General features: G+C 59.7%; 22 protein-coding genes and 2 pseudogenes. 16 read left to right on the plus strand and 8 right to left on the minus strand.

Translation table 11 applies throughout. The annotated features are described in order from the left end of the window. Positions 1-68 precede the first annotated feature (68 nt). The 3 genes and pseudogenes from EV561_RS11275 (at position 69) to EV561_RS11285 (ending at position 1777) form a co-directional block, all read left to right on the plus strand. Positions 69-618 (plus strand): annotated as a pseudogene (locus EV561_RS11275) (peroxidase-related enzyme). Positions 619-683: 65 nt separating this feature from the next. After that, a complete protein-coding gene (locus tag EV561_RS11280; protein WP_132521326.1) occupies positions 684-1148 on the plus strand; it encodes a nuclear transport factor 2 family protein in 465 nt (154 codons plus the stop codon). A gap of 11 nt (positions 1149-1159) precedes the next feature. Beyond that, a complete protein-coding gene (locus tag EV561_RS11285) occupies positions 1160-1777 on the plus strand; it encodes a pyridoxamine 5'-phosphate oxidase family protein (protein ID WP_132521328.1) in 618 nt (205 codons plus the stop codon). Positions 1778-1791: 14 nt separating this feature from the next. Here the strand turns inward: EV561_RS11285 and EV561_RS11290 are convergent, their stop codons facing one another. Together EV561_RS11290 and EV561_RS11295 are read right to left on the minus strand one after the other, a co-directional pair. Next, positions 1792-3150 carry an O-antigen ligase family protein gene (locus EV561_RS11290; protein WP_132521668.1) on the minus strand — a complete coding sequence of 453 codons (1359 nt, stop codon included), beginning with the start codon at positions 3148-3150 and terminating at the stop codon, positions 1792-1794. A 201-nt stretch (positions 3151-3351) separates the two neighbouring features. After that, the gene (locus EV561_RS11295; protein ID WP_245512651.1) at positions 3352-3927 is read right to left on the minus strand and encodes a sugar transferase; all 576 of its coding nucleotides are present in this window, start codon (positions 3925-3927) and stop codon (positions 3352-3354) included. A 206-nt stretch (positions 3928-4133) separates the two neighbouring features. Here EV561_RS11295 and EV561_RS11300 point away from each other — a divergent pair, with 206 nt between their 5' ends. The 5 genes from EV561_RS11300 (at position 4134) to EV561_RS11320 (ending at position 9648) form a co-directional block, all read left to right on the plus strand. Next, positions 4134-5060, plus strand: coding sequence for an SDR family oxidoreductase (locus EV561_RS11300; RefSeq protein WP_132521332.1), 927 nt, complete (start codon positions 4134-4136; stop codon positions 5058-5060). A 561-nt stretch (positions 5061-5621) separates the two neighbouring features. Then, positions 5622-6707 carry a UDP-glucose 4-epimerase GalE gene (galE, locus tag EV561_RS11305; protein ID WP_348633731.1) on the plus strand — a complete coding sequence of 362 codons (1086 nt, stop codon included), beginning with the start codon at positions 5622-5624 and terminating at the stop codon, positions 6705-6707. A gap of 184 nt (positions 6708-6891) precedes the next feature. Then, positions 6892-8484 (plus strand): Ppx/GppA phosphatase family protein, encoded by a 1593-nt coding sequence (locus tag EV561_RS11310; RefSeq protein WP_132521336.1) that lies wholly within the window; start codon positions 6892-6894, stop codon positions 8482-8484. Further along, positions 8481-9200 carry an RlmE family RNA methyltransferase gene (locus EV561_RS11315; protein ID WP_132521338.1) on the plus strand — a complete coding sequence of 240 codons (720 nt, stop codon included), beginning with the start codon at positions 8481-8483 and terminating at the stop codon, positions 9198-9200. Before EV561_RS11310 ends, EV561_RS11315 begins: the two co-directional genes overlap by 4 nt. Before the next feature lie 64 nt (positions 9201-9264). Continuing rightward, a complete protein-coding gene (locus EV561_RS11320; protein ID WP_132521340.1) occupies positions 9265-9648 on the plus strand; it encodes a VOC family protein in 384 nt (127 codons plus the stop codon). A 6-nt stretch (positions 9649-9654) separates the two neighbouring features. Here EV561_RS11320 and EV561_RS11325 read toward each other — a convergent pair whose 3' ends face one another. Further along, positions 9655-11094 (minus strand): MFS transporter, encoded by a 1440-nt coding sequence (locus tag EV561_RS11325; protein ID WP_132521342.1) that lies wholly within the window; start codon positions 11092-11094, stop codon positions 9655-9657. Positions 11095-11418: 324 nt separating this feature from the next. On the opposite strand from EV561_RS11325, the pseudogene EV561_RS11330 reads away from it, so the two are divergent. Beyond that, positions 11419-12335: pseudogene (locus EV561_RS11330) on the plus strand (MBL fold metallo-hydrolase). Positions 12336-12382: 47 nt separating this feature from the next. On the opposite strand, the gene EV561_RS11335 reads toward EV561_RS11330, so the two are convergent. Then, on the minus strand, positions 12383-12691 hold the full coding sequence (locus EV561_RS11335) for a DUF1476 domain-containing protein (RefSeq protein WP_132521346.1): 309 nt from the start codon (positions 12689-12691) through the stop codon (positions 12383-12385). 327 nt (positions 12692-13018) lie between these two features. Here EV561_RS11335 and guaB point away from each other — a divergent pair, with 327 nt between their 5' ends. Together guaB and EV561_RS11345 are read left to right on the plus strand one after the other, a co-directional pair. Then, on the plus strand, positions 13019-14503 hold the full coding sequence (gene guaB, locus EV561_RS11340) for an IMP dehydrogenase (protein ID WP_132521348.1): 1485 nt from the start codon (positions 13019-13021) through the stop codon (positions 14501-14503). Positions 14504-14574: 71 nt separating this feature from the next. Then, complete coding sequence (locus tag EV561_RS11345) at positions 14575-15135, plus strand: hypothetical protein (protein WP_245512646.1); 561 nt, start codon at positions 14575-14577, stop codon at positions 15133-15135. A gap of 9 nt (positions 15136-15144) precedes the next feature. Here the strand turns inward: EV561_RS11345 and EV561_RS11350 are convergent, their stop codons facing one another. Beyond that, positions 15145-16059 carry a LysR family transcriptional regulator gene (locus EV561_RS11350; protein ID WP_132521352.1) on the minus strand — a complete coding sequence of 305 codons (915 nt, stop codon included), beginning with the start codon at positions 16057-16059 and terminating at the stop codon, positions 15145-15147. A gap of 110 nt (positions 16060-16169) precedes the next feature. Here EV561_RS11350 and EV561_RS11355 point away from each other — a divergent pair, with 110 nt between their 5' ends. The 4 genes from EV561_RS11355 (at position 16170) to EV561_RS11370 (ending at position 19379) form a co-directional block, all read left to right on the plus strand. Then, positions 16170-16919 carry an SDR family oxidoreductase gene (locus EV561_RS11355; protein WP_132521354.1) on the plus strand — a complete coding sequence of 250 codons (750 nt, stop codon included), beginning with the start codon at positions 16170-16172 and terminating at the stop codon, positions 16917-16919. Positions 16920-17034: 115 nt separating this feature from the next. After that, entirely contained in the window at positions 17035-17451 is a 417-nt protein-coding gene (locus tag EV561_RS11360; RefSeq protein ID WP_132521356.1) for an MAPEG family protein, read from the plus strand. Between the two features lie 148 nt (positions 17452-17599). After that, a complete protein-coding gene (locus EV561_RS11365; protein WP_132521358.1) occupies positions 17600-18475 on the plus strand; it encodes a dienelactone hydrolase family protein in 876 nt (291 codons plus the stop codon). Between the two features lie 268 nt (positions 18476-18743). Further along, entirely contained in the window at positions 18744-19379 is a 636-nt protein-coding gene (locus tag EV561_RS11370) for a TetR/AcrR family transcriptional regulator (RefSeq protein ID WP_132521360.1), read from the plus strand. Between the two features lie 3 nt (positions 19380-19382). Here the strand turns inward: EV561_RS11370 and EV561_RS11375 are convergent, their stop codons facing one another. Continuing rightward, complete coding sequence (locus EV561_RS11375; protein WP_132521362.1) at positions 19383-20336, minus strand: LysR substrate-binding domain-containing protein; 954 nt, start codon at positions 20334-20336, stop codon at positions 19383-19385. A 253-nt stretch (positions 20337-20589) separates the two neighbouring features. Between EV561_RS11375 and EV561_RS11380 the strand changes: the two genes are divergently transcribed. Then, positions 20590-20847, plus strand: a complete 258-nt coding sequence (locus EV561_RS11380) for a hypothetical protein (protein WP_245512652.1) — start codon at positions 20590-20592, stop codon at positions 20845-20847. A 113-nt stretch (positions 20848-20960) separates the two neighbouring features. Here EV561_RS11380 and EV561_RS11385 read toward each other — a convergent pair whose 3' ends face one another. Beyond that, positions 20961-21818 carry a DUF937 domain-containing protein gene (locus EV561_RS11385; protein ID WP_132521366.1) on the minus strand — a complete coding sequence of 286 codons (858 nt, stop codon included), beginning with the start codon at positions 21816-21818 and terminating at the stop codon, positions 20961-20963. A gap of 153 nt (positions 21819-21971) precedes the next feature. Continuing rightward, a complete protein-coding gene (locus EV561_RS11390) occupies positions 21972-23345 on the minus strand; it encodes a glutamate--cysteine ligase (protein WP_132521368.1) in 1374 nt (457 codons plus the stop codon). Positions 23346-23357 lie beyond the last annotated feature (12 nt).

The raw sequence follows: 23357 nt of genomic DNA on the forward strand, positions 1-23357 counted from the left end.
GCCAGATAGCGCAAAGAAATGGAAGAAATTACATACAACTCGTGGAATATCTTTTGGAGGTAAAATTTATGTCTCGCATTCCAACCCCGGCAACAGTCCAGGACGCCCCCGCAAAATCTCAGCCTATGCTTGAGGCCGGGAAGCAGCTTGGGGTGGTCCCCAACCTCTTCCGTCTCGTAGCGACAAGCCCGGCGGCGCTGGAGGGTTATCTCGGCGTCTCTGGAGCACTCGCAAAGGGCACCCTTTCAGCAGCAACGCGTGAGCGCATCGCTCTCGCCGTAGCCGAGGTTAACGGCTGCAGCTACTGCCTTTCCGCCCATAGCTATCTCGCGAAGAATATCGCCAAGTTGGACGAAGCCGAAATCACGGCCAATCGCGACGGCCATTCGAACGACGCCAAGGCTGACGTGGCCGTACATTTTGCGGCAAAGCTTGCTCATGCGCGTGGCCGCGTCAGCGAAGCCGATGTCGATGCGGTCAAATCCGCAGGTTACAGTGGACGCGCAGGTGATAGAGATCATACTGGACGTCGCTCTCAACACCTGGACCAATTATCTCAACGAAGCGCTGAAGACCGAAATCGATTTTCCGCTGGTTCGCGCACGCGACGCCGCTTGATGTAGATTGATTTATCCGTTGGCGTCATTCGCGCCAGCGGGTTCTCTTGAAAAAGGACGAAAGCTATGAGCCGCCCACCATTTCCGCCCTTCACCCGCGAAACCGCCATCGAAAAAGTGCGCCTGGCCGAGGATGGCTGGAACACCCGCGATCCTGCGCGCGTGTCGCTCGCCTATACCGTCGACAGCCATTGGCGCAATCGCGCCGAATTCATCGAAGGTCGCGAGGCCATTGTCGCCTTTCTTACTCGCAAGTGGAGCCGCGAACTCGATTACCGCCTCATCAAGGAACTCTGGGCATTCGATGGCAACCGCATTGCAGTGCGCTTTGCCTATGAATGGCACGACGACAGCGGCAACTGGTACCGCAGCTACGGCAACGAGAACTGGGAATTCGACGATGACGGACTGATGCGCCGCCGGCTGGCCTGCATCAACGATGCCCCCATCGCCGAGAAAGACCGTAAATATCACTGGCCGCTCGGCCGCCGGCCCGACGATCATCCGTCGCTGAGCGACCTCGGCTTCTAGAGGCTAACGTCATGGACATGTCCCGCACTTATTCCAGCGATATCGCATTTACTCCCGTCGTCAAGGAGATCCAGGCGCGCAAGGGCTCGCGGCACGGCTATGCGAGCATGGAAGAGCGCGGGTCGTGGATGACGGAGATTACGCCGGATCTGAAGGTCTTCATCGAAAGCCAGATCAGCGCTTTCCTCGGCACAGCCAGCAAGGATGGCCAGCCCTATATCCAGCACCGCGGTGGCCCGCCGGGCTTTCTGACGGTGCTGGACGAAAAGACGATCGGCTTCGCTGATTTCTCCGGCAACCGCCAATATATCAGCCAGGGCAACCTGGCTGAAAACCCCAAGGCTCATCTCTTCCTGATCGACTACGGCACGCGCCAGCGGGTGAAAATCTGGGGGACCGCTCGCGTCGTCGAAGACGATGCCGCGTTGATCGGCCGCCTGATGCCCCATGATTACCGCGCCCGCCCGGAGCAGGTGATCCTCTTTACCGTCGAGGCCTGGGACGCGAATTGCCCGCAGCATATTCCGCAGCGTTTCGAAGCGGCTGAGGTCCTTGCTCTCATGACCGAGAAGGACGCGCGGATCAAGGCGCTCGAAGCCGAGATCGCTCAGCTGAAAAGCAAGTCATAGGCTCCGGTTGCCGGTCATTCGTTGACGGCAACCGCCCGCGCTGTCGTTTGTAGCCTGGAGGTTGCGGCTAGTCCATGAACGCGCATGTTGCACCAGCAGGCAAAGGCGGAACTGACGAGGGCAAAGCTTTCGCCGATCGCCAGCCTGTTGTTGGAGTTGCTGAGCAGCGTCAGGGCAAAGAAGAACAGCCCCACCATATAGGCATGCATCGCGGCCCTCGGGATCACGCCGACCTGCAAGGCACGGCGGACGGAGACGACGAGCATGCCAAGAATGATCGACATCACGACGGCGCCGAAGAGACCGTAGCGAACGAGCATTTCCAGATAGCCATTGTGAAGCAGCGTATAGGGGACATCCGCATATTTGGTGTGGTACCAACGCTCCAGCCATCTGCTTCCCCAGCCGAAAATCGGTGCCGAGGAAAAGACTTCCCAACCGTTAGACCAGAGCTGAAGCCGCTGATCCATGGAAACGGGCGTGGCGGTGGAGCCGATCGTTCCATTGACCACGCCATTGATATCGTGGCCGCCGGTGATTTCGTCGATCATCAACGCGGCCGAGGTTACGGTCGGGCCGGCCGTCTGGATCAGGTTTCCACGCACCCCGTAAATGGCGGCAACGAGCGCTACGGCGAGACAGGCAATGACGAGGATGCCGGATTTCAGCTTCACATAGCGCAGCATGACGACGGCAAGCACAGGCAGCGTGATGCCCATCGCGAGCCACACGCCTTTTGACTTGGCGCCATAGATGGCGATCAGACAGAGCGCGAAAATCAGCGGCGACGCGACGAAAGCAAAACGGGCGATGAGCGGATTTGCCCTGCTGTCAGTCAGGTAATGCAGCAACCAGAAGCTCGTGAAGATGATGATGAGGCCGCAGGCGACCGCGCCATGGATCTGGTTGTTCATGATGAGAGGACGGATCGTGTCGCCGGCAAAAATCTCCCGGATATGCAGGCTGACGGTTACCGCAAGCATGACCAGCGTTATGCCAAGAAAGGCAGCGATGATCCTTTCCATGTAAGGCGTATAGAGGGCGAACGCGAAGCCCAGGATCGGGAAGAAAAAGGGAAAGGCGTAGAGCCAGTCGGATGCACCGACTTCATGCGGCGACGTCGTGAAATAGACGATCAGATAGCGAATGATGACATAAGCGCCCCAGGCCATGCAAAGCCACCCGAGCCGGTTCGTGCGCGGTCGGTTGGGCATGCGCAGATAGTAGGTCAGCCCTATCAGGGCAAGTATACCGCAGACGTAGCGATAGGTGTCCGTTTCGACCAGAAGCGCTGATGCTGCAAGGATCCATAGCAAGCTTCCGAACAGTGTAAGAAGCAATGGCATCTTGGTCTTGGAAATTTCAAAGGTCATGGACACCGACACAACTTCATCATGCGGCTCCTCGATCGATCGGCTTTCGTGTAGACAGCCGCCTTCGTCTACACGCAATGCTATAGTTGCTATATCGAGATTTCTACGCGCCTGCGAGAGATCGTGGCCGGCAATTACACAACTCTTTTTGCCGAGATTGAGGCGATCACGTCTCTCAAGCTAAATCAGTGTCCACTGTTGTTAATGGGTCACGCCGTGGCTGCGAACTACTTGCGCAGCCGTCAGGAAGAGGATGCGCAAATCCAGAAGAAACGAGCGCCGGCGCAGATAGTCTTCGTCGAGTTTCACCTTCTGCTGTATCGGCAACTCGTCGCGCCCGTTGATCTGCGCCCACCCGGTCAGCCCGGGGACCAGCGCTTCGACGCCGCGTTCCGTTCGAAGCGCGATCAGATCGTGCTGGTTGAACAATGCCGGCCGTGGCCCGACGAGGCTCATCTCACCCTTCAGGATGCACCACAGCTGCGGCAGCTCGTCTAGGCTGGACTTGCGCAGGAAAGATCCGATCGGCGTCAGATAGGCGCCGGGATTGGTGAGCAGATGGGTCGCGACGGCAGGCGTATCCACCCGCATGCTACGGAATTTCGGCATGCGGAAAATGTGATTGCCACGCCCGACCCGGTCCGACCAGTAGAGCGCGGGACCCTTGGAGGTGATCTTGACCGCCGCCGCGATGATCAGAATCGGAATGAGGAAAACGATCGAGGCCAAGCAGGCGACCGACAGATCGAAAAGGCGTTTGGCAATCGGATACACGATTATTCCCTGCACCGCTCTCAGCGGCTTTATCTCTGGCGAACGTGGTGGTGTCGCGTGAAATCTCATATCCGCCTGCCTTTCACAATCGCTTTGATCGCGTTTTGCTCGAATTGGCTGGCTTCCGCGCCTGTGCAAACGGCCGGACATATGTTGCGAAAGGCCCGATCGACGCCTAAGCAGGCGGGGGACAATGGATGGAGCGCCGCATGATATTGGTGACGGGGGCAACGGGCTTCGTGGGGCAGGCGCTCTGCGCCGAGCTTTCCAGGCGGCAGCTGCCCTACAGGCCGGTTAGTCGCAAACCGCAAACCGGCTTCCATCCGATCGGAGCGATTGATGCCGCCACGGACTGGTCTGAGGCCCTCAAAGGTATTGATACCGTCATCCATCTGGCCGCCCGCGTTCACGTCATGAATGATGAGGCGGCCGATCCGCTTGCCGCCTTCCGCGCAGCCAACGTCGATGTGACGCTCAACCTGGCTCGCCAGGCCGTTGCGTCAGGGGCGAAGCGCTTTGTCTTCGTAAGCTCGATCAAGGTGAATGGTGAGGCGACGGAGAAGGGAAGGCCGTTCACGGCCTCCGACGTCCCTCGACCCGAGGACCCCTACGGACAATCCAAATGGGAGGCCGAACAGGCGCTTTTCACATTGGGGCAGGCGACAGGACTGGAAATCGTGGTCATCCGGCCTCCGCTCGTCTACGGGCCGGGCGTCAAGGCCAATTTTGCCAGCATGATGAAATGGGTCCGCCGCGGCATTCCCCTACCGTTGGGACGCGTAGCGAACAAACGCTCGCTGGTCTTTGTCCGCAATCTGGTGGATTTCATCCTGCTGAGTGCCGATCATCCTCAAGCGTCGGGCCATGTTTTCCTTGTCAGCGACGGTGCGGACCTTTCCATCGCGGATCTGTTACGGCGGTTGGCCGGGGCGATGGGGGTCAAGCCGCGTCTTCTGCCGGTGCCGACCGCCATTCTGCAGCACGCTGCTTCGCTTCTCGGACGCAGCGCGGCTTCGCAGCGACTGTTGGGCTCGCTGCAGGTCGATATGACTGAGACCACGACGATTACGGGCTGGACGCCGCCCTATTCGATTGATGAGGGACTTCTACTTACAGTCGAACGAACCTCAGTATAGCCGTAGATCAATTTCTCGCTGTGCAATCGGTATGCCCCGTAGAAGCGGTGAAACATCCCGTTTATCACCACTTTTTTACCGAAGCGTAAGGTTTCGGCGACCTTACGCAGCGTTAGCCCGGACGGAAGGGCAATTTAGACCCTCTCACTGGATCGCTAGTCCTTTTGGTAGTCGTTTTCGGCCTTAACGAGCGCTGCGCGTCATTGCAACCCGTCTCTGATTATGGCTGAGGCAGGTGTCTAGCTCGAAGTACTTATTAAGGGTTGCATTGACCTCTCGTGACGGAAGGCGCACTGTGTGAATTGAGAAGGCAAAGTTGTGAAATACGAAATATATTATAAGTAATATGTAAATACATTCGTCAGTTTTTGATAATGTAATGCTGTATGTTGCATGTCTTCGTAATGATGGCTCCCGGAAATACTATTTGGTGCGCGTTTCTTGTTTGTAAGGTGGGGATTTCGAGTGAGTATCGGGGGTCTGGCTTCGTTCTGCTGAGGACGATGACCGGATAGTTGTGGGGACGCAAAGACGGATGTCGGGAAAACTACCGTCGATGCCATGATACAGCGGAGTAATAGTGTGAGCGTTCTGCTGACTGGGGGTACAGGGTACATTGGGAGTCACGCGGCCGTGGCTCTCACACAGGCAGGCCATCGGGTCGTTCTTTACGACAATCTCTGCAATAGCAGCGCTACGGTGGTCGACCGCCTCTTTGCGATTACGGGAAAGCGATTGGCTTTCGTGGAAGGCGATGTCGCCGATACCAGGCTCCTTCTAAAGGTTCTAAGGGAGCATCAGGTCACCGCCGTCGTTCACTTTGCGGGCCTGAAGGCCGTGAATGAATCGATCATCGCGCCGGTGAACTATTATTCGAGCAACGTCCAGGGGACGATCAGCCTCCTCAAGGCAATGGACGCCATGGAGATCAGGAAACTGGTGTTCAGCTCGAGTGCCACGGTCTACGGCCATCCGGACTACACGCCGATCGATGAGGATCATCCCAAGCGGACGACCAATCCCTATGGAAGAAGCAAGCTGCATATCGAGGATATGCTGTATGACGTGGCGCAGTCGCATTCCGATTGGCGGATCGCTTGCTTGAGGTACTTCAATCCCGTCGGCGCTCACAAGAGCGGCCTCATCGGCGAGGATCCGATCGGCCTGCCGAACAATCTGATGCCCTATATCGCTCAGGTAGCTGCGGGTAAGCTGCCGCGCCTCAGCGTTTTCGGGAGCGATTACGAAACGCCCGACGGTACCGGCATTCGCGACTACATCCACGTGATGGACCTTGCGGAAGGTCATCTGGCAGCACTGGATTTCCTTCGGGAAAGCCGCGGTTGGCACACCTTCAATCTCGGAACGGGAAAAGGTCACAGTGTCCTGGAGATGGCAAGGACCTTCGAGGCCGTCAGCGGGCGAAGCGTCCACTATCGCCTGGAGCCGCGGCGACGCGGCGATGTCGCGGTCTGCTATGCCAATCCGCAAAAGGCTGCGCGCTATCTCAACTGGACGGCGACGAGAACGTTGGAGGACATGTGCGCCAGCACATGGCATTGGCAGGCATCGCTGCTGCAGGACGAGATGCCGCGGACCCGCGCGCCAAGCAACTGGGAGTTTCGTGGAAATCCGGTAGCCGGCTAGGTTTACAGGCTGTTTCGATGAGATTGCTTCTGCTCCCGCAAGGGTGCAGAAGCGCCCGAAATCTCTGGTATCAAAAAGAATTTGGCTAAAGCCTGTCCTGCTGGTATCCTCACGCCAACGAAAAATCGAATGAGCGCCTGCTGCATGCCTTTTTGGCGTTGCGCGGCGCGGTGGAAAAGACACAGTGAGAGACCCCGACAGCGGCGCAAAGCCGCAATCCGGCGGGGCATCGACGGCAGAAGAACGCAGGAAGGGCAAATCCTCCCGGCGTGGCAAGCGTAAGCGTAGCGGGCCTCCCCGCAATGCCGCTTTTTCTGCCGAATCCAGCCAGAGCGGCAAGACCGATCTGGCGGCGATGCGCCCGACAGAAGACGATGCTGGCTCCCCGGCCCATAAGCGCAAGCGTCGCCGCCGTTCCCGTGGCGGCTCGCAGGCTGGCGCAACGCCACCCGCTCCCATGCAAGCCAGCAAGGCTGCTCCCCAACGGACCGTTACGGAGGAGAATTCCCAATCGGTTTCCCGAAAGGGAAAGCAGAGACGCAAGCACCGCGGTAAACGCGGCTTGCAGGGCCGTCCGCTCGCGCAGGAAAAGCAGCCGCAAATCGTGACGCCGACCGGAAGATCCGGTGGCGATCACGCACCGGGCCATGCCGATAACAGGGTTCATGACGCGCGACCTCCTCATTCTCGTCGCGATGGCGGGTCGGCTCGATCGCATGCGGCGGCCGATGAAGAACGCTCCTATCCGGCCGATCTCTATGCGGCGCTCGATCTCGGCACCAACAATTGCCGGCTGCTGATCGCACAGCCGACCCGGCCGGGGCAGTTCCGCGTCGTAGACGCCTTTTCACGTATCGTACGCCTGGGCGAGGGGCTTGGCGCCAGCGGCAGGCTGTCCGGCGATGCCATGGATCGCGCTGTCGAGGCGTTGCGCATCTGCGCGTCTAAACTCAAGAGCCGCGAGATTCGCCGCATGCGGCTGATCGCGACCGAAGCTTGCCGCGCGGCTGAGAATGGCGAAGCCTTCCTTGCCCGCGTTACATCAGAGACGGGGCTTGAGCTGGAAATCATCGATCGCGAAACTGAGGCGCGGCTGGCCGTATCGGGCTGCTCGTCGCTGGTCGGTCCCGAAGCACGGTCGGTCGTCCTCTTCGATATCGGTGGTGGCTCCTCCGAAATCGCCGTCATCAGAATCGACGAAAACCGTTCCAGCCGCCTTGCCAATCACATTACCCATTGGACATCGCTGCCTGTTGGCGTCGTGACGCTGTCCGAGCGCCACGGTGGCCGCGACGTGACGCCCGACGTATTCGAGACGATGGTCGTTGAAGTGCAGGGGATGCTGGCGAGCTTCGATTGCCCGCCTATCCATGAGGCGCTTGTCGAAGCCGGCAATTTTCATCTGATCGGCACATCGGGAACGGTGACGACGCTTGCCGGCGTTCATCTCGATCTTCCGCGATACGATCGCCGCAAGGTCGATGGCGTCTGGCTCTCCGATGCGGAGGTGACGGCGATGCAGGCAAAGCTGCTGTCATGGGATTTTGCCGGCCGCGCCGCCAATCCGTGCATCGGCCCTGATCGCGCCGACCTTGTGCTTGCCGGCTGTGCGATCCTGGAGGCGATCCGCCGCCGTTGGCCGAGCCCGCGCATGCGGGTTGCCGATCGCGGCCTTCGCGAAGGGCTGCTCACCGATATGATGGCCGATGATGGCGTATGGCGCCGCAACCGCGCGCGCCGCCACCGCCCAAGGGATTCGAAAGGGCCGCAGGAATGACCAAGCCGCCGATCGCCGGTAACCGAACCGGCCGTAAACTTGGCCAGACGGTCAAGAAGAAGAAGTTGAAAGCCTCGTCGCGGCAATGGCTGCAGCGGCATATCAACGATCCCTATGTCCAACGCGCGCAGCTCGAGGGATATCGCGCCCGTGCAGCCTTCAAGCTGCTGGAAATCGATGAGAAGCATCACATCCTGAAGGGTGCACGCCGCATCATCGATCTGGGCGCTGCGCCGGGCAGCTGGTCGCAGATCGCCGCCAATGTTACGGGCTCAACGGATGAAGACATCCGCGTTGCGGCCATCGACTTCCTGGAAATGACGCAACTGCCCGGGGTGAAGATCCTGCAGCTCGACTTCCTCGATCCCCAGGCGCCGCAGATGCTCATGGAGGCTGTCGGCGGAACGCCGGATCTCGTCATATCGGACATGGCAGCTCCCACGACCGGCCATCAACGCACCGACCATCTGCGCACGATGCATCTCTGCGAAGTGGCGGCTCACTTCGCCGTCGAGGTTCTGGCAGAAGGCGGGCACTTTCTGGCGAAGACCTTCCAGGGTGGCACGGAACGCGACCTGCTGACGCTGCTGAAGCAGAATTTCCGCCAGGTCGTGCACGTCAAGCCGGCGTCGTCACGCGCGGAATCCGTGGAGATGTTCCTGCTGGCAAAAGGCTTCAAGGGCCGCAAAACCGTGGGCGAAGCCGCAGAGGGTTGATTTAGCCGGGCCTTTCGTTCGATGATGTACGTTCATCGATAGTCAAAGGCGTATACATCAACACATGCTTCTCTATGTAACCCTCGGCACCAACGATATGCCCCGCGCACGAAGCTTCTATGACACCGTACTGCCGATCCTCGGCTACAGGCGCCAGCGCGATGCTGAGGAGGAGATCGGCTATGCGGCGGATGGCGACACGCGCTGCCGGCTATGGGTCGTCACCCCTTTCAACCACCGTTCAGCAACTGTCGGCAATGGATCGATGGTCGCGCTGCATGCGGAAACCCGTGCCGATGTCGATGCCTTCCACGCTGCGGCATTGGCCCATGGCGGCGTGGACGAAGGCGCTCCTGGCCTGCGATCCTACCACGCGCATTTTTATGCGGCCTATGTAAGGGATCCTGACGGCAACAAGCTGTCCGCCGTTTGCGAGACCGCGGAATAGCCCTTCCTACTTGACCATCGGCGATTGGGTCTGCTGCAACTGCGGCTGAAGCTGTGCCACGCGCTTCAGGCCGGCCTTGTGGCCCGAGACGACGGCGCCGGCGCTGCGATCCATCCGGATGAACGGGATGGTCGCAATGACCGTCAGCACCGAAATCGCGTAGAACGCGACATGGAAGTCGAAGACCGTCAGCGACGTTCCGCTGAAGAAGGTGCTGGTTTCAAGGATCAGCGCGGCAACGGCAACGCCAAGCGCAAGACTGATCTGCTGCATGACTGAACTCATCGAGGTCGCCTGGCTTGCTTCCTTGTCATCGATGTCGGCAAAGGCCAGCGCATTGATGCCGGTAAAGAAGAACGAGCGCGCGAAGCCGCCGATCAGAAGCACGCCGACGATCAGCAGATGTGAGGTCCATGGCTCGAACATTCCCGTGGTGATGGTCGTGACTGTCGTCACGAAAGCGGCCGACAGAAGCGCCGTCTTGAAGCCGACGGCTGCAAAGACCCGACGTGCGATAAACTTCGTTGTGATCGCCCCGATCGCACCGGCAAAGGTGATAAGGCCTGACTGAAACGGGTTCAAGCCGAAGCCGAGCTGCAGCATCAGCGGCGTGAGGAACGGCATCGCGCCGATGCAGATGCGGAACAGCGTGCCGCCTGTGACCGACGCGCGGAACGTCCCGTTGCGCAGCAGATTGAGGTTCAGGATCGGCGCCGGATGCCGACGGGCATGGCCGATATAGACGAAGCCGCAAACGAAGCCGATGACGACGGCGCTGATACCGACGATCGGCGGCAGGGCCGGCAGGCTGATGACGGACATGCCGAAGACGACGCCTGCAGCCGCAAACGAGGTGAGCAGGAAGCCGATGAAATCCAGCTTCGGCGGCTGCACGGCCTCGACCTCAGGCAGGAAGATCGTCGCCAGGACGACGCCGAGGACACCGACCGGCACGTTGATCAGGAAGATCCAGTGCCAGGAGAAATAGGTGGTGATGAAGCCGCCGAGCGGCGGTCCCGCGAGCGGTCCGACGAGAGCCGGGATGCTGAGCAGCGCCATGGCGGAAACCAGATCGCTGCGCTTCGTCGTGCGCACCAGCACAAGTCGTCCGATCGGCGTCATCATCGAGCCGCCGACGCCCTGAAGGAAGCGGGCGAAGACGAATTCAAGCAACCCGCCCGAGAAGGCGCACATGATCGAGCCGACGACGAAGACGCCGATGGCGCAGCGGAAAATGAATTTTGCCCCGAAGCGATCAGCCATCCAGCCGCTGATAGGGATGAAGACTGCCAGTGCCACCATGTAGGAGGTGAGTGCAAGCTTTAGCGTAATAGGCCCGACATGAAGATCCGCAGCGATGGCTGGCAGCGCGGTCGCGATGACCGTGGAGTCCATTTGTTCCATGAAAAGGGCGACGGCAAGGATCAGAGGAACAATACGATTCATAGGCGGGCGCCTTGGAAGTTGTCATTTCTGGAAAGGGCCGCTGGCGCGGGCACCCGCTCTGTAGTCCTAAGCGTGGCCGCTGCCAATCCCGGAATCCGCTCCGGAAACCTCTCGCGATCACGTCTTCGTGAAGCCACTTGCACTGCAGTCTACGGCAATATGTTTGACATATGCTAAACGCATCGAATTGCTAAACGCATAGAGTAGATACTCGGTTCGAAGGCGATTTTAAAGGGCCTGAAGGCGTGACCAATTCGCCCGCCTTCACCCGCAGGCTCTATCCAACGTCGCAAGACGACAGCTCTTTTGGCAAACCATTTGATGATGACCCGCGCGGCATCAGCCGCGCAAACTGGAGAAATGAAAACATGACTGCCGCATTGCTTCCGCCGGTACACCAGTTCAAGCTCGGCTCCTTCACTGTGACAGTCGTCCGCGACGGCTTGAGCATTATCGAGAAGCCCTGGGAAACCTTCGGCGCGAACCAGCAGCCTGAGACGGTTCAGAAAATGCTATCCGACAATTTCCTGCCGACCGACAGGTTCGTGAACACCTATGCGCCTGCTATCATCGACACCGGTTCTGATCTGGTCGTCGTCGATACCGGCTTCGGCAAACCGGGACGGGAGAGGGGCAACGGATTGCTGCTCGCCGGCCTAAAGGCGGCAGGCTATGCGCCCGAACAGGTAACCGTGGTCGCGCTGACCCATCTGCACGGGGACCATATCGGCGGCATGGTGGAAGACGGGGCTCCGGCCTTCCCGAATGCGCGCTATGTCGCTGGCCGCAAGGAATATGACTTCTGGTCCGACAAAGCGCGTGAAGGCACCGCAGCCGAAGGCGGCCACAAGCTCGTTCTGTCGAACGTCACGCCGTTTGCCGAAAAGACGACGTTCATCGGGGAAGGCGATCAGGTTGTAGCGGGAATGACTGCGATGCTTGCAACGGGCCATACGCCCGGCCACATGGTCTTTCATGTCGAGTCCGACGGCAAGCAACTGGTCATGACCGGCGATACCGCCAATCACTATATTCTGTCGCTGCAGAATCCCGATTGGGAAGTTCGCTTCGATATGGACAAGGCGCAGGCAGCACAAAGCCGCCGCCGCGTCTTCGACATGATCGCAACGGACAGGATCGCCTTCCTCGGCTTTCACATGCCGTTCCCGGCTGTTGGTTTTGTGGAGAAGAACGGCAGCGGCTTCCGCTACGTGCCGAAGAGCTATCAGTTCGACCTATAAGTAAGAAGAGATGCCGGCGAAGCGCATGTTTCGCCGGCCTTCGACGATCAGCTGCGGTACATTTCGGCAGCGACGTCCTTCAGCATGTTGGCCATGCGGGTGCGAAGTTCGTCGTCGAGCACAACGACACCGGACTCGTTGAAATCGTGGCGAAGGCGATCGAAAGCTCCATCCGGCTGGGCAATGTCGGCTGCAATCAATTCGTTGGCATAGGCCTGCGCATCGTCATGATGCATCATGGCGGAGGCCCAGAGCGCAATCAGCTTGTTGCGGCGAGCCTGCGCCTTGAACATGAATTCCTGCTCATAGGCATAGTTATTCTCGAGCGCACGTGCCCGGCGTTGTAATGCTGTCATAATTAAAGTCCCCGTTTTGGTAAATTAAATATTAGCCTCTCTTGTCCGAAGGCTATGAGGGGAGTTATACATGGAAGTATTTTAAAATTGGTGTAGATGCAGAAGATATTCTTCGATGCAGTGCAAAATTTTTGAGGTCGATAATTTTGGCAGGGAAGGTCGTCACCTCCCTCATTTGCGCATGTCGCACATGCGCTTTTGGTATTCCCTTCCTGTCATAGACGTGTTACCAGCCCTCGCCAACTTCCAAGTAACTCTTGCAACGCCGCCGGGCGGACGATTCGTTCCGGATGGTTCTGCATTTCCTGAAGAATGAAGGAATTGGCAATGGCTCGCATCGTAGAAACGCCAACCGGCCTAGACGCTCTCACCTTTGATGACGTGCTGCTGCAACCCGGGCATTCCGAGGTTCTGCCTGGCCAGACCAGTGTCGCAACGCGGATTGCGACTGATTTCGACCTGAATATTCCGATCCTTTCATCCGCCATGGACACGGTCACTGAAGGCCGCCTTGCCATCGCCATGGCGCAGGCCGGCGGCCTCGGCGTCATCCATAAGAACCTGACCCCCAGCGAGCAGGCCGAACAGGTCCGCCAGGTCAAGAAGTTCGAAAGCGGCATGGTCGTCAATCCCGTCACCATCGGTCCCGATGCGACGCTGGCCGATGCGCTGGGCCTGATGAAGATGCACAGCATCTCGGGCATTCCCGTCGTCGAGAAGTCCGGCCGCCTCGTCGGCATCGTCACCAACCGCGACGTCCGCTTTGCATCCGATCCGTCCCAGAAGATCTACGAGCTGATGACGCGGGAGAACCTGGTCACGGTCAAGGAAAGCGTCGAACAGCAGGAAGCCAAGCGCCTGCTGCACGCGCACCGCATCGAAAAGCTGCTTGTCGTCGACGGCGAAGGCCGTTGCGTCGGCCTCATCACCGTCAAGGATATCGAAAAGTCGCAGCTGAACCCCAATGCGTCAAAGGATGCGCAGGGCCGCCTTCGTGCCGCTGCCGCCATCGGCGTCGGCGATGATGGTTTCGAGCGCGCCGAACGTCTGATCGAGGCTGGCGTCGACCTCCTCGTCGTCGATACGGCACACGGCCATTCGGCCCGCGTTCTCGAAGCCGTCACCCGCGTCAAGAAGCTCTCCAACTCGGTGCGTGTTATGGCCGGCAACGTCGCGACATCCGAAGGCACCAAGGCGCTGATCGATGCCGGTGCGGATGCGGTCAAGGTCGGTATTGGCCCGGGCTCGATCTGCACGACGCGTATCGTCGCCGGCGTCGGCGTTCCGCAGCTTGCCGCCATCATGTCGGCGGTCGAGGCAGCGCAGGCGCAGAACATTCCTGTCATCGCCGATGGCGGCATCAAGTTCTCCGGCGACGTCGCCAAGGCGATCGCCTCGGGCGCCTCCGCCGTGATGATCGGCTCGCTGCTGGCCGGCACCGACGAAAGCCCGGGCGAAGTTTATCTTTACCAGGGCCGTTCCTTTAAGGCCTATCGCGGCATGGGCTCCGTAGGTGCCATGGCGCGCGGCTCCGCGGATCGTTACTTCCAGGCGGAAGTCCGCGATACGCTGAAGCTCGTGCCTGAAGGTATCGAAGGCCAGGTTCCCTACAAGGGCCCGGTCTCGGGCGTTCTGCACCAACTCGCAGGCGGCCTGAAGGCTGCCATGGGCTATGTCGGCGGCAAGGACCTCAAGGAGTTCCAGGAACGCGCCACCTTCGTGCGCATCTCCGGCGCTGGCCTGCGCGAGAGCCACCCGCATGACGTGACGATCACCCGCGAAAGCCCGAACTATCCCGGCGCCGGCGCCTGATCGATATGTCGGGCCGCAAGCCCCCGAGAGAGCAATTCCAGCAAAAGTGTGATGCGGTTTTGCGTCCGGAATTGCGTAAAACCAGAGCAGTGACGGCGATCCTCGCCGTCCTCTGCGCTGCTCTCTTCGCCTGGACCTATCTCGGCTTCGTTCTGCCGTTCCGCGCTGTTGCCGCGGGACGGGACATGCTCGACGCCCGCATTGCCGGCTATGAGAGCGGCGACGTTCTCGACATGCTGCAGTTTCTGCGTACTCATCCCGATGCCGCTGCCATCCAGCACGCACTCTATCTCGGCCCCGAGCTGATCTTCCCTGCGCTGCTCGGCGCACTCCTTTTCCTTCTGATGCAGAAGGCGGAGCCCGGAGGCTTCTTTTTCGGTCGGGCGCTCCCGCCCGGCGCCGTCGCGGTCATCTTCGCGCTGCCGGTCCTCTATACGTTGGTGGATTATGCGGAGAATATGGCAAGCCTGCTGCTCTACCCGCCGGCCAGTCCCTCGGACGGGACCGTTACTCTTCTATCAGTCACCCTGCCGATCCTCGTGCGGATGAAATTCGCGCTGCTGGTCGTCATCGTCATCATGCTGGCGCGCTTTGCCGCTTATCGCGGCCTCTCTCACGGCGATTCCGAGTAGCATCAAGCCTCAGCGCGGCCAGCGCCATGTCGGATTGGAAAGCCGAGTCGCCACGAAATCCGCCAGTGCATCGACCTTGGCGGGGCGAGCGCGTGCTGATGGCGTGACGAAATAGAGCGCGCCGCTCGGCAGCGACCAGTCGGTCAGGATTGGTTTGAGACGCCCATCGGCAATGTACTCGCTCGCCATGAATTCCGGCAGCTCGCAAATGCCGAGGCCGCGCAGGGCAAGCGGCACCAGCGCCTCCGAATTGGTGGCGCGCAGCGGCCCGTTCGGCGTGACCACCTCTTCCTCTCCGGCATTGCTTCTGAGCCGCCAGACATCCTGCCGCGGCCGATAGGTGTAGCCGAGGATATGATGGGCGGCGAGATCGCGCGGATGTTGCGGGCAGCCGTGCTTTTCAAGATAGGCCGGTGCTGCGAGAATGAACGGCGATACCGGCGTGATCCGGCGCGCGACAAGCGACGAGTCTGGCAGGACGGCGATGCGCAAGGCCGCATCGAAACCGTCTGCCACAAGATCCACGACGGCATCGCTCAGATGAAGGTCGATCTGAATATCAGGATAGAGCTCGAAGAAATCGGGCAGGATCGGTGCCACCCAATGGACGCCGAACGTCATCGGCGCCGCCAGCCGGATCAAGCCTCGCGGCCGGCTGGAAAGCTCGCGCGCCGCATTCTCGATCTCCTCTGCGTCGCAATAGATCCGCGATGCCCGTTCCGCGAGCTGGCGGCCGAAATCGGTAAGCGACAACTTGCGTGACGTGCGGTTGAAAAGCCGCGCGCCCAGCCGCTCCTCGAGCCTGCCCACGCCGCGCGAGACGGTGGCGACGGAAAGCCCCATCGCTTTCGCTGCCCGCGCAAAGGATCGCTCCTCTGCCACCTTGGCGAACATTGCCAGGCCCTCGAAATCGGGAAGTGCCATCGTTTCAATCCTGCAATGATAGTTTTCATTTCTTTCTATTTAGAAACGATGGCCGCGTCCATATCTCAATTGGCATCGACACTGCAGTCGAGTTCAAACGGAGAAGAACAATGACAGCAAGACTTCAGGGCAAGGTTGCCGTGGTCACGGGTGCCAATTCCGGTATCGGTCTTGGCATAGCCAGACGCTTCGTCGCAGAAGGTGCCCGCGTCTTCATCACCGGCCGCCGCGCCGATGCATTGAAGGCGGCAGCCGAAGAGATCGGCGCAATTGCCGTTCAGGCGGATTCCAGCAATCTGGCCGATCTCGATCGGCTCTATGAACGGGTGAAGGCCGAAGCCGGTCGCATCGACGTGCTCGTCGCCAATGCCGGCGGCGGCTCGATGCTGCCGCTCGGAGAAATCACCGAGGAGCAGTATGACGATACTTTCGACCGCAATGTGAAGGGTGTCCTCTTCACCGTGCAGAAGGCCCTGCCGCTGCTGGTCAAGGGATCTTCCGTCATCCTTACCGGTTCGACGACCAGCATAACAGGCACGCCGAATTTCAGCGTCTACAGCGCCTCCAAGGCCGCGGTCCGCAACTTCGCCCGTAACTGGATCCTCGACCTTAAGGATCGCGGCATCCGCATCAACACGCTGAGCCCAGGCCCCACCGAAACGCCCGGCCTGGTGGGTCTTGCCGGCGAGGACGCCGCCCAGCAGAAGGGCCTTCTCGACTATATGGCAACCCAGGTCCCGCTTGGTCGCGTCGCCCATGTCGACGAGATCGCCGGCGCCGCGCTCTTCCTGGCATCGGATGATTCCAGCTTCGTCAACGGCGCCGAACTCTTCGCTGACGGCGGACAGGCACAGGTCTGATTGCTGAATGAAACATCCGCCGCGAAATAGCGGCGGATGCTTGTTGCGGATGCTGGCAGCGGCAGTCGATTTCATTTACTGCTTCTGCCGAACTTGAACCGCACAGGAGCGCCGAATGACCGGCTATGAAATGTTCTGGCCTCTTTTGGCGCATGCCGTCCTCGTCTTCATTCTCTATGGCCTTCTCAGCATCCGGCGTTCCGCGGGGGTAAAGGCGGGGAAGATACAGAAGGAACAGTTCCGCGAAAATCGTGACGAGCCCGCCGAAAGCCTCGTTGTTCGCAACAGCATCGCCAACCAGTTCGAACTCCCGGTCCTCTTCTACGCCGTCTCCATCGTGCTCTTCATCACCGAGGCCGATAACCTGCCGGCGCTTATCCTCGCCTGGATTTTCGTTGTCTCGCGCTATGCGCATGCCTTCGTCCACGTGACGAGCAACAATCTGCGCTATCGCAGCCCGCTGTTCGCGCTGGGTTTTCTGGTTGTCGTCGCGATGTGGGGATGGCTCGGCATCTGGATGGCCTTTTCCTGACACGCGCCGACGCGGTCAACCACACGCCAGTGTAGTCAACCGCAAGCGGTAACGCACTTGTGTTCTTCCATAAGTCGTCCCTGACATATCTTCCCATGGGACGGTTTCCTCGTCGGCAGAGGGCCTGCGATGACCATGGAGGATCAAGATGGAAAAGCCCGTCGTCACACAGGCGATGATCAATGCCTATGATGAATATACGCATCTGACGCTCGACCGGCGTGCTTTCATGGAAAAGCTGACGAAGCTCGCCGGTTCGGCAGGTGCCGCCGCAGCCATCGCTCCGTTGCTTTCGGCCAACAAGGCGGTTGCCGAAATGATCAAGCCGGACGACGACAGGCTGGAGGCGAAGGATGTCACTTATCCCGGCACCAGCGGAGATATGAAAGGCTATCTCGTCCGGCAAAAGAATGTGTCTGCGCCGGCACCGGGCGTCATCATCATCCACGAAAACCGCGGCCTCAATCCGCATATCCGCGATGTCGCGCGCCGCATGGCGCTGGAAGGCTTTGTCGCTCTTGCCCCCGACTTTCTCGCGCCGCTCGGCGGAACGCCTAATGACGAAGACAAGGCCCGTGACATGTTCGGCAAGCTAGACCGAACGATGACCGTTTCCAATGCCGAGGCGAGCCTGAGCTATCTCGCCAATATCGATGGCGTCAACGGCAATGTCGGAGTGGTGGGTTTCTGCTGGGGCGGTGGTCTTGCCAATCTTTTTGCAACCAAATCGCCGGAATTGAAGGCGGCAGTCGCCTATTACGGGATGCAGCCGCCAATCGAGGACGTGCCGACCATCAGGGCAGCGCTGATGCTGCACTATGCCGGTCTCGACGACCGCACCAATGCCGGCATCGATGCCTATCGCGACGCGCTGGCCGCAAACAACAAGACCTTCGAAATCTACATCTACGATGGAGCCAATCACGCCTTCAACAACGACACATCAGCCGCACGCTATGACAAGACCGCGGCAGACCTCGCCTGGAAGCGCACGGTGGATTTCCTGAAGAAAAACCTTGCCTGAGCAGGCCGTAACCGAGTTCGCCGCTTGACTACTGCTGCTTGAGATCGGGACAGTCAGCGCGTCGTTGATCACCGGCAAATAAGGCGATTCCTGCCTCGGGACGTACTAATTCGGGGCTTCGTGGCCCCGTTTTTTCATTTTGAGATATAATACTTAAAATTGAAATATCCATGTTTACGCGGCCTGAACGCGGTCGTGTGATATCGGGACGATCCTCTCCGGTTCGAATCCGGCTACGGATCGTGCGATGTCAGACGATGGAAACAGGATGAGCCCAGACAGATTGTCCCGCATCAGGCCACGCAGGCAGCCTCAGCAGGAGCGCAGCATACAGCGCGTGGATGCAATTCTTGCCGCTGCGGCCAAGCTGATTGCCGACAAGGGCGTAAACGCGATGAAGATGACGGAGTTGGCCGTCGAGGCCGGCGTGCCGATTGGTTCGCTCTACCAGTATTTTCCGGAAAAGGCGGCAATCGTCAAAGCGCTGTTCGATCGTCATTCGGTTGCGGTCCAGGCGAAGAGCGAAACAGCTTTCGCCTCGGTGGAATCGCTCGACCATGCGCTGGATATCGTCTGCTCGATTATCGATTGGTACTATCGGGAGTACCGCAACGATCTTGCCTATCTTGGCGTCTGGCTCGGTACCGAAACCGATAAGGACCTGCTTCGCTTGAATATTCAGCATAGCAAGCGCTCGGCCGAGATATTCCGAGAGGGCATCAGCCATCTCATTCCGCCAGACAGCCGTATCGACATGCAGGCGAGAAGCTACATGTTCAGCCATCTGATCGGCGCATCGATCCGTCTGGCGGTCATGAGCGACGACGAGCTTGCGTCCCGCATGCTTGCGGAATGGAAGACGGTGATCCGGGCAACGCTGTTTGCCGAACCGGATCCCGCCTGACGCTCACCAGCTGGGAAGTATCTGCCCCGATCGCATGCGCGGATAAATACGCGTGATGGACTTCACATCGCCTTCCAGATCGTCGTCGACCATCGGCGGCGTCATGTTGTCCAGGCAAGCCGAAATATGCGTGGTGATGGCGTTCATGAGGGAAGGCGATACGCCGGCGCGCTTCATGATACCGATCTGCACCGGGGGCAGAGGCGGAAAACCATCGGCCTGGCTCAGTACCTTCATCCCGGTGCGCAGCGCGGATTCCGGCACGACGGAAACGGCCATGCCGGCGAGCACCGCTGCGGCAACAACCGTACAGGACCAACTGGTGAACAGGATCTGATAATCGCGGCCGACGGCATCCAGCGTCGCGCAGGCGACCTGCCGCCACTGGCAGTCGCGGCGTCCGACCGCGAGCGGCACCGGCGCATCCTCGCGGATCGGATGGTTCGCGGAACTGACCCAGCAGAGCGGCTCGGTACGCACCACATCCGAGACCCGAAGCCGCGGATTGTGCGTTACCAGCGCAATGTCGAGCTCGCCCTTGAGCATGCGATCGGCAAGGTCGGGCGATGGTTCGCAGACGATATACATCTCGACATTCGGATGGGTCTTGGCGAAACGGCCGATGATCTCGGGCATGAAGCGATCGGCATAGTCGTCAGGCGTACCGATCCGCAGCGTGCCTTCCAGCCTGTTGTCGTCGAAGGCGGCGATCGCCTCGTTGTTTAGCCGGATGATGCGCCTTGCATAGTTGAGCAGCTTCTCGCCCTCGGCGCTCAGCCGGTTGCCGCGGCCGTCCTTGATGAAAAGCTGCTTGCCGACGCGCTCTTCCAGGCGACGCATCTGCATCGAGACGGCGGACTGCGTCTTGAAGACGCGATCGGCCGCCTTCGTGAAGCTGCCGGAATCCACGATGGCGATGAAGGTCTGCAACTGATCGATATCGAGCGGCGTGGCCATGGGTTCCACCTATAAATGTGCTTGATGATAATCATTAGAAACATTCGTTGGACTGATCAATAGGGCTTTGGCATCTTTCGATTGCAAATCAGCACAGTGATCGACCGGACAGCCTGCCTCGTCCGGGGATTTCAGCCTTCGCTCGTCCTTGGGACCTCCTGGGGAAGGGGAGGGCCGCTGTGTGCCGAAAGGAGGATATCATATGCCTGAACAGATATTGGACTGCGACCTCGCAACGTCCCGGCGACCGACGATGGTAGCGCGTATTGTGCTTACCCTTGCAACAGTGACGTCCCTTTTGGGCGCACTGCGAAATCGCAAGGAGATCAGCAGCCTGTACGATCTCGACGACAACCAGTTGCGTGATATCGGATTGACGCGTCACGACTTGGATTCGGCGTTTCTATCCTCGGCCTACTTCGAGGATCCGTCGAGCCATCTGACTGCAGCCGCCAGCCGGCGTGTCAGCCGCCGCTCACGCATGGCCTTTCTGGACTCGTTGCGCCGATAGCGGTTGACGTCAAACAGTTCCCCGCAGGGTGATAGCCAATAGCCCTGCCTTTTACCCGGTGTTCGGTTTCCCAACCAGCACCGGGTTTTTTTGTTCGCTTTGTAAGTGATCGCTTACTTTTTCGCGGGAGCAGACGGCGTATCCGCCGGCTTCAGATAGGTATCGAAGATGGCTTCCATGTTCTTCTGATAGTTCTTCTGAACCTCGAGACCGCTGTCGAACATGGCGTTGAGCATGTTGGTATACTGCGCCATGTCGATGCCGGCTACAGCCGGCGGCGGCTCCTTGGCCGGCTCAGGCGGGCGGGCAGCGCCGCGCATCATATCCTGGAAAGCCTTGGCGAAGGGATTGTCGAGGAAAGGATTGGCGGGCGCGCGCTCCGGTGCCTGTTCGCCGAACATCAGTTCCATCGCCTGGGTAAAGGGGTTGTCGAAGATGCTTTGCTGCGGCGTCGGCTTTTGCTTCGGCGCAAAGCCCATCGTCTGCAGCCAGGTCTGCATCATCTCGCCCATGTCAGTGTTGAGGAAGGGGTTGGCTGCGACATTGATCTGCCCCGTCGTCTCCTTGAACAACCCGCCGACCAGCGTGTCGGCCATGACGGGCAACATCCGCTTGTAGATCTCCTGGCCGATACCCGTCATCTGCGCGGCTTGTGCTGCGATCGCCCGCGAGACGTCCTTGGAACCGAAGAGCCGCGCCAGCACATTGTTGCCATCGGCAATGCCCTCGGGCGTGAAGGCCTTGCTCATATCCTCGAAATACTTGGCATAGTTGCCAGACGCGATCGACTGCATCAGGCTGGTGAAATTATAGGGATCGGTGGCGCTACGCTTGAAGCCGGAGGAAAAGGCCGGCATCAGCGCGGCCATCGCCTTGGTGGTCTGTTCCTGGGCAAGGTTGAACTGCTTGCTCATCGCCTCCATCGCCGCCCCGTTCTGGGCCTGCATCATCATATCGAAGAGTGGCAGCATGGAAGTCCCCTTTTCCCCCGGGAAGCCCGGAATCGCATTGCCTATGGTGGTGGCAGTATAGCGGGAAAAGGGAGGGCGCAAACCGCTTTTTGCCGATTGCGCCTGCCCAAGAAAATTGCTGAAAATCGGTATGAAAGCCGATCGGTAGTCGGATCAGTACTGGTATTCCTCGAAGACGGGCTCGACCGACTGGTTCCAGCGGCCGTTATAGAGCATCAGCAGATCGTCCGCGAGTGTCCCCCGCTTGGCGAGCACTTCGTCGAGCGGCGCGAGGAACACGGTCTCGTCCTGACCTTCGCCATTCAACCGGGCGCGGGACTTCAATCCGAGGCGGGAAATTTCCACGACTTCGCGCGCGATGTCATAGAGACCATGGCCGCCGATCGAAGCCTTCAGACCCTCGACGGATACGACGTCGCGCAGTGCGTTGACCTGATCATACGACCAATCCTTGGTCAGGACATCGGCAGCCTCGAGCGCACCATCGTCATAGAGCAGGCCGACCCAGAAGGCCGGCAGTGCGCAGATGCGCCGCCAGGGGCCGCCGTCGGCGCCGCGCATTTCGAGGAACCGCTTCAGCCGCACGTCGGGGAAGAGCGTCGACAGATGGTTCGTCCAGTCGCCCATGGTCGGCTCCCACGCGGCGACCTCCCCTTTCAGCGCGCCGTTCATGAACTGGCGGAATGTGACATGCGTACAGTCATGATAGCGGCCGTCGCGCACGATGAAATACATTGGCACGTCGAGCGCCCATTCGACATAATGCTCGAAACGGAAATCGTCACGGAAGGTGAAGTCGAGCAGGCCTGAGCGCTGATTGTCCGTGTCGCGCCAGATATCGCCGCGCCAGGACTTGAGGCCGTTCGGCTTGCCTTCGGTGAAGGGCGAGGAGGCGAAAAGAGCCGTCGCAAGCGACTGCAGCTTCATCGAGACGCGCATCTTTTTGCGCATGTCCTCTTCGGAGGAGAAGTCGAGGTTCACCTGGATCGTGCAGGTGCGGTACATCATGTCGAGACCCTTGGTGCCGACCTTCGGCATATAACGGGTCATGATGTCGTAGCGCGATTTCGGCATGCGCGGCGTCTCGGCCAGCGTCCACTTCGGGCTGCCGCCGATGCCGAGGAAGCGAATGCCCATCGGCTCGGCGATCTCGCGCACGGTTGCCAGATGCTGGTTCGATTCCTTGCAGGTCTGGTGCAGGGTCTCAAGCGGTGCGCCCGACAGTTCGAACTGGCCGCCCGGCTCGATGGAGATCGCGCCCATGCCATGGGGTTCGGCAAGGCCGATGATATTGCCGGCGTCGACGATTTCTTCCCAGCCGAGCTTGTCGCGCATGCCCTTGAGCAGCGCCGAAATGCTGGCGTCGCCAAGATAGGGAACCGGGCTGTTGTCGGCGCGGAAGAAGGCAAATTTCTCGTGTTCGGTGCCGATGCGGAAGCGCTCCGTCGGCTTGCTCCCCTCGGCAAGGTAGGTGGTGAGTTCGGAAACCGAAGAGAGCGGTGTCTGGTCGGTGGTGTCGCGGGCCATGGGATTACCTTG

Source organism: Rhizobium sp. BK376 (assembly GCF_004341625.1).
Lineage (GTDB): Bacteria > Pseudomonadota > Alphaproteobacteria > Rhizobiales > Rhizobiaceae > Rhizobium.